A 16691-nucleotide genomic window follows, 5' to 3' on the forward strand; every position below is an offset into this window, starting at 1 on the left:
CCCCCCAAAAACCCGCCGATGGCGCCCCAACACACACCCGCCGTGCATGTTGAGAACGATCCTCCGGTCAAGCCGGAGGATGACGTCGTTGGGATGTGGAACAAGCCTGGCGGTACGTGGCACGCCACAAAACCCACACACTCCGCGTCACCCCGGACTTGATCCGGGGCCTATTGCCCCTCTCGACGCGGCATGACGCAGCGACTAGAAGCGCGCCCCTCGCCCCACCCGCAGGCGCCGTTACTTGGCTCCACCGCCATTAGATGCCGGGTCAAGCCCGGCATGACGCCGCGCAAAGGACCAGTACCGCAGTCCCACGAAGCCACGCTCTAGTGGCAGTGCACCCGTCCCGCCTTGCGGTCCATGTGGCAGCACTGACCGGCCGGCGAACTCTTGCGGCAGCCGCCGCCATGGGCATCCGCCGTCGGCAGATAGGCAAATGTCGTGAAAGCCATCGTCGCGACGGCCAGGGCTGCAATCCAGATCTTCATGACGCACTCCTCTACTTCAACCAGAGAGGGCATCGTCATCGAATATCGTATTTTTAGCAATGGATACAATATGCACTAATAAATTGCATTTGCAGAGACCAAATTCACAAACCCGTCCACCAGCCCAGCTACTCTTCGCCGTTTTCGAAATCCCCCGGCAGAGCCGGCAGCGACGGATCCATATAGTCCCACCACGGCGCGCGGCGCGCATAGACGATCATCTCGGGCTCGAGAAAATCGGGGTCGTCGAGAGCGGACGCGATCGGGAAGACGTGGTCCGGCATGCCCGAGGTCGTCGAATAGACCGGCGACCCGCAGACCGGACAGAACCGGCGACTGACGATGTTGCCACTGTCGGCCGCCCGCTCGTAGGTGGTGACATCGCCGCTCACGGAAAACGCCTCACGCGGGACCGCGACATGGGTGCCGTGGCCGGTCCCGCTCGATTTGCGGCAGTCGATGCAATGGCAATGCAGAACGGATTGCGGCTCGGCCGTGCACTCGAAGCGCACCGCGCCGCACAGGCATCCGCCGCTAAACCCCTTGGCCATGACGTGTTCCCCGCCTTCGTTTCGGCACTCAAAAATCCGACAGGATTCCCTTTTTTTCCCAGTCGCCGTAGCGGGTCGGCTCGAGACCGTCCTTGCGCCCACCGAGTTCCTTCGGCAAAGCCGGCTCGGCCTCGCTCGCCTTGCGCCGTTCCTCGGCTTCCTTAAGCGCCCGCTGAGCCGCCGGCGGCAACTCCTCGAACGACCGCCGGTGCGGCGTTTCCCGCGCCTCAACATCGGTCCCCGTCGCTTCGCCTGCATCCATGCCTGTCTCGGTTTCGTTCACCATTTCGCGTTCCGGCTCGCGCCGCCTCACCTTACCAATCCGTAAGCCGCGCAAATCTTGCGCAGACAAGTCATGCTCACCATCATATAAGGCGACCGGGCCTGCTGCCAAACGCTGGAAGCGGGCTCCTTCGAGACGAGGAAACGCCTCTTATGAACACCATGCGCACGGCAATGCTGCTTGCGGTCATGACCGCGCTCTTCATGGGCGTCGGCGCCATGATCGGTGGCCAGGCCGGTATGATGATCGCCTTCCTCATCGCCGCGGCGATGAACATCTTCGGCTACTGGAACGCCGACAAGATGGTGCTGCGCATGCACAATGCGCACGAAATCGGCGAGCACAATGCGCCGGAGTTCTTCGCCATCGTGCGCGAACTCGCCACCCGCGCCGATCTGCCGATGCCGCGCGTCTACCTCATCGACGAAAACCAGCCGAACGCCTTTGCCACCGGCCGCAACCCGGAAAACGCCGCCGTTGCCGCCACCACCGGCTTGCTCAACCGGCTGAGCCGCGACGAGATCGCCGGCGTCATGGCGCATGAGCTGGCGCATGTGAAGAACCGTGACACGCTGACCATGACGATCACCGCGACGCTGGCCGGCGCGATTTCCATGCTCGGCAATTTCGCCCTGTTCTTCGGCGGCAACCGCAACAACAACCCGCTCGGCATCATCGGCGTGCTGCTCGCCATGATCGTCGCCCCGCTCGCGGCCATGATGGTGCAGATGGCAATCAGCCGGACGCGCGAATACGCCGCCGACCGCATGGGCGCGGAAATCGCCGGCAACCCGCTGTCGCTGGCGAGCGCGCTCCAAAAGATCGCCGGCGATGCGAGCCACATCGAAAACACGCACGCCGAAGCGAACCCGGCCACCGCGCACATGTTCATCATCAACCCGTTGTCGGGCGCGCGCATGGACAATCTGTTCTCCACCCACCCGGCGACCGAAAACCGCGTCGCCGCGCTGGTCGACATGGCCAATGGCGGGCGCGGCCAAACAACCCAATACCCGTCGGAGCCCGCTCGGCATCAAGCCCGCCACCCGTCGCGCCACGAACCGCAACAACCCGATCCGCATGGCAGCACCGGCGGGGCAGGCCCGTGGGGCCACTCTCCGTCCGATCCGCGCGCCGACAGCGGCCGCCGCACACCATCGGCCGGTAGCCGCGATACCTCCAGCCCGCGCCGTGGACCGTGGGGATGAGCGAAACCGGGACCACAAAGGGACGCCGGCCGCATAAGGGCGGCGCGTCCAGCCAGAGCCGCTCCGGCAATCGCCCGCGCGGCGGCAATCGCCCGCCGAGCCACAAGAAGGCGCAGGTCGGGCTCGCGGCCCGGCGTCTTGCCATCGATATCATCGAGGCCGTCACCGACCGCGGCCATCTGCTCGACACCGAACTTGATCCCGAAACCGGCCACGCCGGTTACCGCGCCGTCATCGCCAAAGACCGCGCGCTGGTGCGCGCCATGGTCACGCTGACCCTGCGCCGCCTCGGCCAGATCGACGACGCCCTGTCCCGTCTCATCGACAAGCCGCTGCCGAAAAAGGCTGCCCGCGTGCGCCACGTGTTGCGCGTCGCCGCCGCCCAGATCCTGTTCATGGACGTCGCAGACCACGCCGCTGTCGACCTCGCGGTCGCGGTGACTGCCGGCGACGGCCGCATTGCCGGCTGGAAGGGGCTCGTCAACGGCGTCGCCCGCAATCTTGTGCGCCAGCGCGAGGAAATTCTCGCCGATCAGGACGATGTCCGCCTCAACACCGCCGACTGGCTGTGGGCGCGCTGGACCGCCGCCTATGGCGAGGAAACCGTGCGCCGCTTCGCCGCCATGCACATGCTGGAGCCGAGCCTCGACATTAGCGTCAAGAGCGATCCCGCAAGCTGGGCGGAGCGGCTCAATGCCACCGTGCTGCCGACCGGATCGCTGCGGCTGATACCGAAAGGCCTCGTCGAGCATATCGACGGCTATGGCGAGGGGGCCTGGTGGGTACAGGACGCCGCCGCGGCCCTCCCCGCCCGGTTGCTGGGCGACGTCTCGGGCCTGCGCGTCGCCGATCTGTGTGCCGCGCCCGGCGGCAAGACCGCGCAGCTGGCGTCTGCCGGTGCCGACGTCACCGCCGTCGATATCTCGAAACCGCGCGCTGAACGGCTTCGCGCCAATCTCAAGCGCCTCGGTCTCAAAGCCAATGTCGTCATCGCCGATCTGCTCGACTGGCAGCCCGACGAACCCTTCGACGCCATTCTGCTCGACGCGCCTTGTTCCTCGACCGGCACCATCCGCCGCCACCCCGACGTGGCCCTGCGCAAGACCGATACGGATATCGCCGCGCTCGCCGATCTGCAGCAAAAAATCCTCGACCGCGCCCTCACCTGGCTGAAGCCGGGCGGCCTTCTCGTCTATTGCACCTGCTCGCTGGAGCCCGAAGAAGGCGGGGACCAGATCGCCGCGCTGCTCGCCCGCAGTGACATGGCGGAGCGCGTTCCCATTACCCCCGACGAACTCGGCGGCCTTGCCGAACTGGTGACGCCAGAGGGCGATATGCGCACCCTTCCCCACCATCTGAAGCTTGAGGACGACCGGCTTTCCGGTCTCGACGGCTTCTTTGCCGCGCGCCTCCGTCGCCGGTAAACCGGGCCCAACAACGCAAGAAACCGGTGCAAAACCTCATCCGCGACGTCATTTACCCGGCAATTTACCGGTAATTTCAACGCTATGATAACCTTAATCCCGGTTATACTGGCCGATGGGGGAGGCTGGGTTCCTGTGCCGATGGCGATTCGCCGGGCGCCTGGGAGCCGTGAAGGAGGCAATGGCGGCCATGGCGTTTCTGGCGCTGTCCGATCAGGCTCGGATGTGGCAGCTATCGGCGGCGTGGTTGTGGCGCAAGGCCGGTGGCTGGATCCATGCCGGCCCGTTCGCACGCCTGACCCTGTCGGGCCCGACCCCCGATCGCCTGCTCATCGCCCCGCAGGATATCCGAACCTCGGACCCGACACTGGCCGCCGACTATTACGCCGGACGCTTCGCCTTCCTCGGCCAGACCGTCGAATGCGGCGGCCGCTCGCCCTTCGAGATGCCGCCGCCGTCCGAAGAATGGGCGCGCACCCTGCACGGTTTTGGCTGGCTGCGCCATTTGCGCGCCTCGGAACGGGCGCTGTCGCAGACCAATGCCCGCGCGCTGGTCGATGACTGGTTGAAGGTTATCCCGCGCAAGCACCCGATCGCCTGGGACAGCGACGTCGCCAGCCGCCGGCTGATGTCCTGGCTGTCGCAGTCGCCGCTTATCCTGGAAGACTGCAACCGCGGCTTCTACCGCCGCTTCATGCGCGCCATTGCCCGCCACATCAGTTTCCTGCGCCGTGCCATCGAGCAGAGCCCGTCCGGCATGCCGCGTATGCGCATCGCCCTTGCGCTGTCCTCCGCTTCGGTGTCGATTGCCGGCTCGAACCGCTTCATGCGCCAGTGCGCCCGCCGCCTTGATGCCGAACTCGCCGCGCAGATCCTGCCCGATGGCGGTCATGTGTCGCGCAACCCGGCTGCGATCATCGAAATCCTCGCCGACATCCTGCCGATCCGCCAGGCCCTGAACGCGCGCGGCATCGCCCCCTCGCAGACGATGATGAACGCCGTCGACCGCATGATGCCGATGCTGCGCTTCTTCCGTCACGGCGACGGCACGTTTGCCCATTTCAACGGCATGGGTTTCACGCCGAGCGATCTCGTCGCCACCATTCTTGCCTATGACGACGCCCGCGGCGCACCGGCCAACAATGCCGGCCATTCCGGCTATCAACGCCTGACCGCCGGCCGCACCCTGGTGATTGCCGATACCGGCCCGCCCCCGCCCGCCGAACTGAGCGGTCAGGCCCATGCCGGTTGCCTGTCGTTCGAAATGAGTTCCGGCACCAACCTGCTCATCGTCAATTGCGGCGTTCCGGCCCGTAACAATGAGGAATGGCACCGGGTCGCCCGCTCGACCGCCGCCCATTCGGTCGCCGTACTCAACGACACCTCCTCCTGCCGCTTCCTGTCGTCCTCGCTGACCAAAGTGTTTGGCCGGCCGATCGTCGCCGGTCCGAACCGCGTTGCCGTCAGCCGCCGCGACGACAACGGGCTGGTCAACGTGACGGCCAGCCATGACGGTTACCAGCGCCGCTTCCACGTCGTGCATGAACGCAGTTTCATGCTGTCCGGCGAGGGCGGCACCTTGATCGGCATCGACCGCTTCAGCACCGGCGGGCGCGCCCTCAAGAAAGGCGAGGACGAAGTTGCCATCCGTTTTCACCTGCACCCGGATGTCCGCGCCAACAGCACCGGCGGCGGCACCGGCGCGCTGCTGATCTGCCCGGACGGTGAAGTCTGGGATTTCGATGTCCACAGCCACGAGCCCGGCGACGACGAAGCGATGGCGCTCGAAGTGTTGATCGAGGAATCGGTCTATCTCGCCGACCCGCACGGCTTCCGCCGCAACGAGCAGATCGTCGTCTATGGCCGGCTCTCTGATATCACCACGGTAACGTGGACCCTGACGCGCCAGCCGCCGGCCGCTTCGGCACAACGCACCAGCGGCGAAACGCCGGAACTCCCGCTCTAGTTTTCCCGGCTCTTTGCCCCGCCGCCTTTTGTCCGACTACCCGATGCCGGCAAAACGTGCTATCGGCCCCGCATCTTTCCAGCCCGAGTCACCAATGAGGGGTCGCCTGATGTCGATCAGCCCGAAATCCGTTCCCGTTCCCGATCAGGTCGCCGTCAAGCGCGCCCTGCTGTCCGTATCAGACAAGACCGGCCTGATCGAGTTCGCCCGTGCGCTCGGCGAGCGCGGCGTCGAACTGGTCTCGACCGGCGGCACCCGCAAGGCCATCGCCGATGCCGGCGTCGCCGTCGCCGATATCAGCGAAGTGACCGGCTTTCCCGAGATCATGGATGGCCGCGTGAAGACGCTGCATCCGAGCGTGCATGGTGGCCTGCTTGCCATCCGCGACGACGCCGACCACGCCGCCGCGATGAAGGAACATGGCATCGTCGGCATCGATCTGGTGGTGGTGAACCTCTACCCGTTCGAGGAAACGATTGCCGGCGGCGCCGATGCCGCAACCGCGATCGAGAACATCGATATCGGCGGCCCGGCAATGATCCGCGCATCCGCCAAGAACCACGCCTATGTCGCCGTCGTCACCGACCCGGCCGACTATAGCGCCGTGCTCGACACGCTGGCCGCGACCGGCGGTTCGTCGACCATCGAACTGCGCCGCAAGCTCGCCGCCAAGGCGTTTGCCCGCACTGCGTCGTACGATGCCGCGATCTCGACCTGGTTCGCCGCCGAACTGGGCGATACCGCGCCCGAGCGCCGCACCATCTCCGGCACGCTTGCCCAGACGTTGCGCTATGGCGAGAACCCGCACCAGTCCGCCGCCTTCTATCGCACCGCGCAGGATCGCCCGGGCGTTGCCTCGGCCCGCCAGCTGCAGGGCAAGGAACTCTCCTACAACAACATCAACGACACCGATGCGGCCTATGAGCTCGTTGCCGAATTCGACCCGGCGCGCACCGCAGCCGTCGCCATCATCAAGCACGCCAATCCGTGCGGCGTCGCCGAGGGCGCGACCCTGCTCGATGCCTACGAAAAGGCACTTGCCTGCGATCCCGTCTCGGCTTTCGGCGGCATCGTCGCGCTGAACCGCACGCTTGATGCCGAAGCGGCCACGAAGATCGTCGAGATCTTCACCGAGGTGATCATCGCCCCCGACGCAACCGACGAAGCGATCGCCATCGTCGCGAGCAAGAAGAACCTGCGCCTGCTCATCGCCGGCACGCTGCCCGATCCGCGCGAGAAGGGCACCACCTTCCGTTCGGTCGCCGGTGGTTTCCTGTCGCAGACCCGCGACGCGGCCTGCGTCGACGATCTGGAACTGAAGGTCGTCACCAAGCGCGCGCCGAGCGAGGAAGAACTCGCCGACCTGCGCTTCGCCTTCCGCGTTGCCAAGCACGTCAAGTCGAACACCATCGTCTACGCCAAGGACGGCGCGACGGTTGGCGTCGGCGCCGGCCAGATGAGCCGCGTCGACTCGGCCCGCATCGCCGCACGCAAGGCGGAAGACGCCGCCGAGGCCGCCGGCAACGCCGTGCCGCTGACCAAGGGGTCTGTGGTCGCCTCCGACGCCTTCTTCCCGTTTGCAGATGGCCTCTTGGCCGCTGTCGAGGCAGGCGCCACGGCGGTGATCCAGCCGGGCGGCTCGATGCGCGACGACGAAGTCATCAAGGCCGCCGACGAAGCCGGCCTCGCCATGGTCTTCACCGGCGTGCGCCACTTCCGCCACTAGTTTCTGGAAGATTGAACAGCGAAGGCCGGAGGCGCTGCCGCGTTTCCGGCTTTTTTCGTTGCGAAATCAAACTTCGCCCGGCCCGAAGGGCCGCAAGGCCGAACGGCCGTCGGCGCTTATGCGCCGCGCCCGCGCAGGCTTGAGCATCGTGCAGCCAATTGGAACAATTGGCGTCGACAAAGATGCGGCAAAACAAAGGGATAGAGCATATCGGCGATTCAACTTGAACGCAGAATGCTCTGACGCGCAGCGCGCTCAACCGTGAGCGAGATTCAAACCGCCGGCTAGGCCTCGCCCTCCGCCTGCACGAGCGTCAGCAAACCAGCACCGACGACGAGGAACGCCAGAATGCTGGCGATGCCGATCCGCTGATCGGCGGTGACGGCCGTGACCCCGGCCACCACCAGCGGCCCGAGGAAGCTCGTCACCTTGCCGGAGAATGCGAACAGGCCGAAGAACTGGGTGATGTGCGTCTTGGGCGCGAGCACGATCAACAGCGTGCGCGAGGCGGCCTGGATCGGCCCGGCAGCAAGCCCGATGAGGCCGCCGAAGACGAGGTAGAAAACCTCGCCGGGCGACGAGAACAGCCCGCCCTCGCCGGCTGGCGCAACCGGCACGACGAACAGCACATGGCTTGCGTCCACTGACAGCACACCGACCGCGCCGGCCATCAGCACCCATAGCGCGCCACCGATCACCGCTTTCGGCCCGAAGCGATCGTCGAGCCGCCCACCGGCGAGCGCCCCGATGGTGCCGGTGATCGTCAGCCAGATGCCGAAAATGCCGATCTCGATGGTCTGCCAACCGAAAATCCCCGCCGCATAAATGCCGCCGAAGGCGAACAGCGCGACAAGCCCATCGGTATAAGCCATGCGTGCGACGAGGAAGAGAAACACCGGCCGGTGCTCGCCGAGCGTACCGATCGTGTGCTTGAGGTCGGCAAGACCTGCCCGCACCGCTGCACCAAGCGCCACCCGCTGCTTGCCGTCCGGCGTGAACAGCATCAGCGGCACGATGAGGATAGCGAGCCACAGCGCCGAGAACGGTCCGCTGAACCGGTCGCCCTCGCGCAAGGCCGGATCGAGCCCGAACAGCGGCTCCAGCCCAAACAACGTCAGCCCGCTATCCGGACTGCCGGCGATGAAGCCGAGCACAATGACAAGGCTGATCAGCCCGCCGACATAGCCGATCGCCCAGCCGCTGCCCGACAGACGGCCGATCCGGTGGGGTGGCACCAGCGAGGGCATCATCGCATTGGTGAAGACGGTGGCGAACTCCGCCCCGACCGTACCGATGGCAAAGGCGATCAGCACCGGCACGATCATGTCCGGCGCGCCGGGTTGGCCATACCAAAGCACCAGTGCGGCCAGGATCGTCATGATCGTGAAGACGGCGATCCAGGGTTTGCGCCGCCCGCTGGCATCGGCAATCGCGCCGAGCACCGGCGAGGCAATGGCGATGACGAAGCCGGCGATGCCGGTCGCAAGGCCCCACAGCGACTGCCCCTCGGCGGGCGTGGCGGCAATCGCGGTGGCGAAATAGGGCGCGTAGACGAAGGTGGTGACGAGCGTGAACCACGGCTGAACCGCGGCATCGAACAACAGCCAGCCGGCAACGCCCGCCCGCCCGGCATAGGCGGGCTCATCCGCCGAAACGCCCCCGATTGTCCCCGTCATTCCAGCGCCGGCCTCACAATCCGCTGAGATCGGCCAGAAGGCCGGCGGCAACCGCGAGCCGCGACACCGACAGCGTGCCGCTGTCGACGATATTGGCAACCGTCTCGTTGGTGCGTTCGACCTCTTCGCGCCGTTCGGCAAGCCATGCAGAAAGGCCGTTATCGCCACCGTCTGCGGCCAGCACTTCCGCCGTGATCAGGCGATGCGCCTCGGCAAGGGTCCGTCGCGCCCGGTCGAGCGCCAGCCCGTCGAAATAGTCGCGCACCTTCATCGCCCGGGCGAGACCATCCAGCCGGCTGATGCGGAAATGACTGGCGACCGTGAAGAACGAGCCCGCCACCGCGTCGAGCGGCTTTCCGGTTTCCTCGGCGACGAGGATGATGTCGGGGATCATGGCGAACAGCGGCAGCCGTGCGACCCGGTCGGCGAGCTCTTCGCCAACCCCGGCCTCTTTCCACGCCGTGGCGATGTCCTTGTAGCGCTCCAGCGTCGCTTCCGGCAGCGCGCTGTCGAGCGTCGGCGACAGCGCTTCGAGCCCGCCGCTGAACCGTTCGACCACCGCCGCGATGCCTTCGCGGAACGACACGTTGCGCAGGAACCACACGACCTGTTCGAGGATCAGATCCTGCACACCGCGATAGAGTTCGAGCTGCACGGCGCCGGGCACCTTGGTGTCGAGCGCGTCGATCGCGTCGTTCAGCTCGGTCAGCCCGTAGGCGTCGCGCACGGCGGCAAAGCCCTGCGCGATTTCCGCCGGCGTTGCCCCGGTCTGGTCGCCGACCCGCACCATCATGGTCGGACCGCCGCGATTGATCATCGAGTTCGCCAGCATGGTGGAAATGATCTCACGTCGCAGCCGGTGACCGGCGATCTCGCCGTGATAGGCGTCGCGCATCTCGAGCGGGAAATAGCGGAACAGCTCGCGCCCGAGATAGGCATCGTCCGGCACGCTCGACGCCACCAGTTCGTCGAACAGGGTGATCTTGGCATAGGCGAGCAGGACGCCGATCTCAGGCCGGGTCAGGCAATCGCCCGCCGCTTCCAGATCGTTGAGCGCCAGTTCGTCCGGCAGCTCCTCCACCTCGCGGTCGAGCAGGTCGCGCGCCTCGAGATCCTGCATGAAATGGCGCTGGTAGCCGAAGTCCTCCGCCCCGCGCCCCTCGGCAAGCGAGATCGCAAGCGTCTGCAGATAGTTGTTGCGCAGAACGAGCCGCCCGACCTCTTCGGTCATGGTGACAAGCAGCTTGTTGCGGCGGCGGGTATCGAGGGTGCGGGCACGGATCGCCGCGCCCAGTGCAATCTTGATGTTGACCTCGACGTCGGACGAGTTGACGCCCGCCGAGTTGTCGATGGCGTCGGAATTGCATCGCCCGCCGCGCCGGCTGAACTCGATACGCGCAAGCTGCGTCATGCCGAGATTGGCACCCTCGCCAACCACCTTGCAGCCGAAATCCGACGCCGGAATGCGGATCGCGTCATTGGCGCGATCGCCGACCTCGGCGTCGGTCTCGGCGGACGCCCGCACATAGGTGCCAATGCCGCCGAACCAGAACAGGTCGACCTGCATCTTGAGGATCGCCGTGATGATCTCCTGCGGCGGCGCCTTCGATTTTCGAAGCCCAAGCAGCTCCTGAATCTGTTTGGACAACGGGATCGATTTCATCGACCGCGAGAACACCCCGCCGCCTTCCGAGATCAGCGATGTGTCGTAGTCCTGCCAGCTCGACCGGCCGAGGCCGAACATGCGCTCGCGCTCGGCGTAGGACTTGTCGATATCCGGGTCAGGATCGAAGAAGATGTCGCGATGGTCGAAGGCCGCGACGAGCTTGATTGCCCGCGATAGCAGCATGCCATTGCCGAACACATCGCCGGACATGTCGCCGACGCCGGCCACCGTGAACGGCGTCGTCTGGATATCGATATCCATCTCGCGGAAGTGGCGCTTAACGGCCTCCCACGCACCGCGCGCGGTAATGCCCATCTTCTTGTGGTCGTAACCGGCCGAACCGCCGGAGGCAAACGCGTCTCCGAGCCAGAAGCCATGCGCTTCCGAGATGCCGTTGGCGGTGTCGGAGAAGGTCGCCGTGCCCTTGTCGGCGGCGACGACGAGATAGGGGTCGTCGCCGTCGTGGCGCACCACCTGATAGGGCGGAATGATCCGGTCGCCCTCGAGATTGTCGGTGACGTCGAGCAGCGTCGAGACGAAGATCTTGTAGGCCTCGGTGCCTTCGGCGAAGATCTCCTCGCGACTACCGCCTTCCGGCAGCCATTTCGGCACGAAGCCGCCCTTGGAGCCGACTGGCACGATAACCGCGTTCTTGACCTGTTGCGCCTTGACGAGGCCGAGAATCTCGGTGCGGAAATCCTGCGGCCGGTCCGACCAGCGCAAGCCGCCGCGCGCGACCATGCCGAAGCGCAGATGCACGCCCTCGACCCGCGGGCTGTAGACGAAGATTTCGCGGAACGGCCGCGGCGCCGGCAATTCGTCGATCTGCCGCGGATTGAGCTTGAAGGCAATCGTCGGCCGGTTCATGCCGTGCGCATCGACCTGGAAGAAATTGGTCCGCAGAATGGCCGACAGGAGATTGAGGAAACGCCGCAGGATGCGGTCGTCGTCGAGGCTCGACACCTCGTCGAGGCCGGCGATGATCTCCTGTTCGATCCGTGCCGAACCGAGCGAGCGGTCATTGTCGTCGCGCCCGGGTGCAAAACGCAGATGGAACAGCTCGGCAAACCGCGCCGCCGTCTGCGGATAGCGATTCAGCGTGCCCCACATATAGTCCTGCGAATAGGGAATGCGGGCCTGCCGCAGATAGCGCGACAGGGCGCGCAGCATGGCGATGTCGCGCCAGTTGAGATCGGCGTTGAGCACGAGCGCATTGTAGCCGTCGCTCTCCGCCTCCTTGCCCCAAACCGCCATGAACAGAGCTTCGAGCCGGCCATCGAGTTCGTCGGTCAGCTCGATTGGCACACCGCCGCGCCGCTCAAGGCTCATGTCGTGCAGGAAGATTTCGCCCTGACCGCCCGACGGCTCGATCTTGTAGGTCCGCTCGTTGATGACGCGGAAGCCCATCTGTTCCAGGATCGGCACGCGCTCCGACAGCGGGATCGGCCATGTCCGGTTATACAGCTTGAGGCTCACCCGGGCGCCGGCGTCTCCCTTGCGCAGATAGAAGTCGATGCCGGTCGGCTCGTCCGCCGACATCTTTTCGATGATGCGCAGATCCTTCAGCGTCGCCTTGTGGGTGAACGCCTCGCGATAGGCCGCGGAAAAGGCATGCGCGTAGCGCTCGAACAGCGTGCGCGCGGTCTCCGGATCGAACCCCGACTTGAGCGCAACGCGGAAGCCGTCGGCCCAGGTGCGCATCAGATCCGAGATCGCCGCCTCGATCGCCTCCTGGTCCGGGCTCGGCGTCTCGCCCTTGTAACGGCCAATGATGAAATGGACACGCGCCAGCCCCTGATCGAGGAACACCACCGACCAGGCGGAGATGACGCCGTCATACAGGCCCGACAGCAATTCGCCGATCTTGAAGCGCACATCGGTCGTGTAGTGATCGCGCGGCACGAAGACGAGCACGGAAACGAAGCGGTCGAATTTGTCGCGTCGTGGCAGCACCCGCACGCGCGGCCGCTCGAACAGCTCCAGGATCGCCATCGCATTGTCGAACAGGATCTGTTCGTCGCCCTGGAAGAACTCGTCGCGCGGATAGGATTCCAGCACGTTGAGCAGCGCCTTGCCGGAATGGCTGGCGGGATCGTAGCCGGCCTGGGTGAGGATGCGGTCGACCTTGCGCCGGATATAGGGAATGGTGCGCGTCGAGCGGGTGTAGGCGGTCGAGGTGAACAGACCGACCATCCTCAGTTCGCCGGACAGCTGACCGTCCTCGCCAAACAGCTTGACGCCGATATAGTCCATGTGGACCCGGCGATGGACACGCGACTTCACATTCGCCTTGGTGATGATGAGAAGTTCCGGCCGCATCAGGAAGTCGCGGATCTCCGGCGTCATGGTCACCAACTCGGAGCCACGCCTGAGAACCTTCACGTTGGCATCGCGCAGCAGACCGAGACCGGTCGCCTTGTCGCTGGCCATCACGCCCTGGGTGGCATCGCCCTGATAGATGTAGTCGCGCACGCCGAGGAAGGTGAAATTGGCATCGACCAGCCATTCCATGAACTGGATCGCCTCGGCCAGTTCATCGACCGGCAGCGGCGGTGGCGTCTCCTTGTAGCTGGCCAGCACCTCCTTGACCCGCGCCATCATCGGCTGCCAGTCCTCGACCGCCTGGCGGACCTCGCCGAACAGGCTCTCCAGACGGGCAACCAGCTGCTCGCGCTCGCTGAGCGAGTCGATCCGCGACACATGAACCGCGATGACGCTTTCGCGCGCGAAGCCTTTGTCGGCTTCGCGGCTCGCCAGACCGCCGAAATCCGTCAGCTTGCCCTTCTTGTCGCGCTTGATGGCAACGACCGGATGCAGAACCAGTTGCACCTCGATCCCGGCATCGTGCAGTTCGCCCATCACCGAGTCGACGAGGAACGGCATATTGTCGTTGATCACCTCGATCGCCGTCACCGCCTGATGGGCCGTGCCCGCGCCGTCGAAATCGGGATTGTGGATGTGCACGGCGGGACTACCGGCAACGCGGCCTGCCATCGTCTTCCACAGGCTCTCGGCAAAGGCAGCCAGTTCGGCCGGCGTGTAAGTCACCAGATCCTGCGCGGCGCCGCGTTCGTAGATCGCTTCGGCAAATGCCGCAATCGACGGCGTCTTTTCATGCGCCTTGCGCAGCAGCGCGGCGGCGGCATCGACACGCACTTCTTTTTCCGCGTCCTTGAGGTCGGGCATGGGCATTCCTCCTGGTCGGCAACGCCTTTTGGCCTCACGTCCCACCGGACGCTTGAACCGGCCACGGCATTGCTCGGGCCATGCCGCGGCGGCGGACGACCCGAATGCTGTTGGACCCTGGACCCGGCGACACCGGCTTGCCTGAGGGCGGCGACAACCATCGACCGGGTGCGGTCATCATGTCGCAGCGAGGTTAACCGAATCGTCACCGGCCCGACAGGGGAAACACCCGTCATTTTGATCGCTTGAACAATCCGTGATCGCGCAGGCAAAAGACCGCGCCGAGCCCGCCCGCACAGGCGCGCTCCACTTTTCCCGCGGCGCCCGCTTCCCGGCGCGGTACGCTTTGCTCTACAACAGTGGAAACGCCGAACGAGGCGACAACGATAATCACCAGGGGGAAAGAACCGATGTCCGAAGATCCGATCCGCCAGCAGGGCCGCGAACGCTCTGTCATCGCACTCGATCTGCCGATGGCCGATCTGAGCGAGGATACCAGGGCCTATTTCGACAAATGCGACGAGAAGCTCGGCCTCGTGCCCAACGTGCTGAAGGCCTACGCCTTCGACGAAGCCAAGCTGAACGCCTTCAGCATGCTCTACAACGACACCATGCTGGCGCCATCCGGCCTATCGAAGCTGGAGCGCGAGATGATCGCCGTCGTCGTCTCCTCGATCAACCATTGCCACTACTGCATCGTCGCCCATGGCGCCGCCGTGCGGCAGTATTCCGGCGATCCCGAGCTCGGCGAGCTGATGGCGATCAACTACCGCGCCGCCGAACTGTCGCCGCGCCACCGCGCCATGCTCGACTTCGCCACCAAGCTGACCGAAACGCCGGCCAAGATGGGCGAGGCCGACCGTCAGGCGCTGCGCGACGTCGGCTTCAGCGAGCGCGACATCTGGGATGTCGCCGCCGTCGTCGGCTTCTTCAACATGTCCAACCGCATGGCCTCGGCGACCGCGATGGAGCCGAACCCGGAATACCACGGCCAGTATCGCTGACCGCAACCGACAAAAGCGCACCTAAGAGCCCCCGCCTCGTGCGGGGGTTTATTTTTGGGCACACACACGCAACACCTGTATATCTATTAGCTATTTCTACTATTGCGTGTTTTTGCGATGCGGCTACACTCCCTCGCGGGTTCATTGGGAGGGTTCAGTCATGTTGGCGGAGTTCTGGGAGTTTTTCGGTCAGGCGGACCGCATGGCGGTGATCATGATCACCGGTATCTTCATCATCGTGGCAGGCTTCGTCATCGCTCTGCTGCGCGGTCACCACCTCGGCAACGCCTTCGTCATCGGTCTTGGTGTCATCCTCGCCGGGGCGCCGATCATCTCGCATTTCAGCCTGACGCCCACCGGCGGCTTCACAGTGAAGATGCAGGAATTGACGGAAGACGTGTCGCGTCTCGCCAAGACCAACAAGGCGGCCATCGCGGATCTCAAGAACGCTGTCTCGGCGATCAACACGGCACTGGTGAAGATCGAACCGATCATGAAATCGAAGATCACCTTCTCCGAAATCCGCACCATGCCGCCATCCGGCCCCGAGCACGTGGCGGCCAGTCCGGATATCGGCAGCCTCGAGGATGAATACGCGCGGCAACTGTCGACCATCACCGGCAAGATCTCCACGCTGGAAACCACGCTCAAGCAATCCGACACATTGCAGGACAAGGTGGAGCGCAGCCTGATGGAACTGAACAGCGCCGTTTCGCGCTGAGCGGCCCCTCAGCGGCCGGCGTGGGTCTTGACCTTGCCGCCCGCAGGCGTCATGACGAGGGCAACAAACGCCTTCTCAAGAAATCCGCAGGGTTCCATGGACAAGTTCACCACGCTGACCGCCGTCGCTGCTCCCATGAAGCTGATCAATATCGACACCGATATGATCATCCCCAAGCAGTTCCTGAAGACGATCAAGCGCACCGGCCTCGGCAAGTCGCTGTTCTACGAAATGCGCTTCGACGAGGCCGGCAACGAAAACCCGGATTTCGTGCTCAACAAGCCGTCCTACCGCAACGCGCAGATCCTGATCGCCGGCGACAATTTCGGCTGTGGCTCGAGCCGCGAGCACGCGCCCTGGGCGCTGCTCGACTTCGGCATCCGTTGTGTGATCTCGACGAGCTTCGCCGACATCTTCTACAACAACTGCTTCAAGAACGGCATTCTGCCGATCCGCGTGTCGCAGGAAGAGCTCGACAAGCTGTTCGACGACGCCGAGCGCGGCGCCAACGCGACGCTGACCGTCGATCTCGAAGCGCAGGAAATCAAGGGGCCGGACGGCGGTAGCATCTCGTTCGAGGTAGACCCGTTCCGCAAGCATTGCCTGCTGAACGGTCTCGACGATATCGGCCTGACGCTGGAAAAGGCCGCCTCGATCGACGCCTACGAGGCCAAGGCCGCCGAGAGCCGCCCCTGGGCCTGATTTTTCCGGTACCGGAAACGCAAAAAGCGCGGATCGCTCCGCGCTTTTTTCATATCCGCATCTTTGTCGACGCCAATTGTTCCAATT

Annotated in this window: 11 protein-coding genes; 7 read left to right on the plus strand and 4 right to left on the minus strand. The window is 64.9% G+C overall.

Features of this window, described 5'->3' with window-relative positions:
• Nucleotides 1-619 precede the first annotated feature (619 nt).
• Together C0606_14925 and C0606_14930 are read right to left on the minus strand one after the other, a co-directional pair.
• Entirely contained in the window at nucleotides 620-1042 is a 423-nt protein-coding gene (locus tag C0606_14925) for an aldehyde-activating protein (protein ID PLX36566.1), read from the minus strand.
• 28 nt (nucleotides 1043-1070) lie between these two features.
• The gene (locus C0606_14930; protein PLX36567.1) at nucleotides 1071-1328 is read right to left on the minus strand and encodes a DUF1674 domain-containing protein; all 258 of its coding nucleotides are present in this window, start codon (nucleotides 1326-1328) and stop codon (nucleotides 1071-1073) included.
• A 149-nt stretch (nucleotides 1329-1477) separates the two neighbouring features.
• Between C0606_14930 and C0606_14935 the strand changes: the two genes are divergently transcribed.
• The 4 genes from C0606_14935 (at nucleotide 1478) to purH (ending at nucleotide 7649) form a co-directional block, all read left to right on the plus strand.
• Nucleotides 1478-2533 (plus strand): zinc metalloprotease HtpX, encoded by a 1056-nt coding sequence (locus C0606_14935; GenBank protein ID PLX36568.1) that lies wholly within the window; start codon nucleotides 1478-1480, stop codon nucleotides 2531-2533.
• Nucleotides 2530-3957: an MFS transporter gene (locus C0606_14940; GenBank protein ID PLX36569.1), complete on the plus strand. Its 1428-nt coding sequence runs from the start codon at nucleotides 2530-2532 to the stop codon at nucleotides 3955-3957. Before C0606_14935 ends, C0606_14940 begins: the two co-directional genes overlap by 4 nt.
• A 190-nt stretch (nucleotides 3958-4147) precedes the next feature.
• Nucleotides 4148-5923, plus strand: coding sequence for a heparinase (locus C0606_14945; GenBank protein ID PLX36622.1), 1776 nt, complete (start codon nucleotides 4148-4150; stop codon nucleotides 5921-5923).
• 109 nt (nucleotides 5924-6032) lie between these two features.
• A complete protein-coding gene (gene purH, locus C0606_14950; GenBank protein ID PLX36570.1) occupies nucleotides 6033-7649 on the plus strand; it encodes a bifunctional phosphoribosylaminoimidazolecarboxamide formyltransferase/inosine monophosphate cyclohydrolase in 1617 nt (538 codons plus the stop codon).
• A 284-nt stretch (nucleotides 7650-7933) separates the two neighbouring features.
• On the opposite strand, the gene C0606_14955 is transcribed toward purH, so the two are convergent.
• Nucleotides 7934-9325 (minus strand): MFS transporter, encoded by a 1392-nt coding sequence (locus C0606_14955; protein PLX36571.1) that lies wholly within the window; start codon nucleotides 9323-9325, stop codon nucleotides 7934-7936.
• A 13-nt stretch (nucleotides 9326-9338) separates the two neighbouring features.
• Nucleotides 9339-14177, minus strand: coding sequence for an NAD-glutamate dehydrogenase (locus C0606_14960; GenBank protein PLX36572.1), 4839 nt, complete (start codon nucleotides 14175-14177; stop codon nucleotides 9339-9341).
• Nucleotides 14178-14587: 410 nt separating this feature from the next.
• On the opposite strand from C0606_14960, the gene C0606_14965 reads away from it, so the two are divergent.
• The 3 genes from C0606_14965 to leuD all read left to right on the plus strand — a co-directional run bounded on the left by C0606_14965 (nucleotide 14588) and on the right by leuD (nucleotide 16604).
• A complete protein-coding gene (locus tag C0606_14965; protein ID PLX36573.1) occupies nucleotides 14588-15181 on the plus strand; it encodes an alkylhydroperoxidase in 594 nt (197 codons plus the stop codon).
• Between the two features lie 160 nt (nucleotides 15182-15341).
• Nucleotides 15342-15902: a hypothetical protein gene (locus tag C0606_14970; protein ID PLX36574.1), complete on the plus strand. Its 561-nt coding sequence runs from the start codon at nucleotides 15342-15344 to the stop codon at nucleotides 15900-15902.
• A 96-nt stretch (nucleotides 15903-15998) separates the two neighbouring features.
• Nucleotides 15999-16604 carry a 3-isopropylmalate dehydratase small subunit gene (gene leuD, locus C0606_14975; GenBank protein ID PLX36575.1) on the plus strand — a complete coding sequence of 202 codons (606 nt, stop codon included), beginning with the start codon at nucleotides 15999-16001 and terminating at the stop codon, nucleotides 16602-16604.
• The last annotated feature ends 87 nt before the right edge of the window (nucleotides 16605-16691 follow it).

This window comes from Hyphomicrobiales bacterium (genome assembly GCA_002869065.1).
In the GTDB taxonomy this organism is placed as follows: Bacteria; Pseudomonadota; Alphaproteobacteria; order Rhizobiales; family Rhodobiaceae; genus Rhodobium.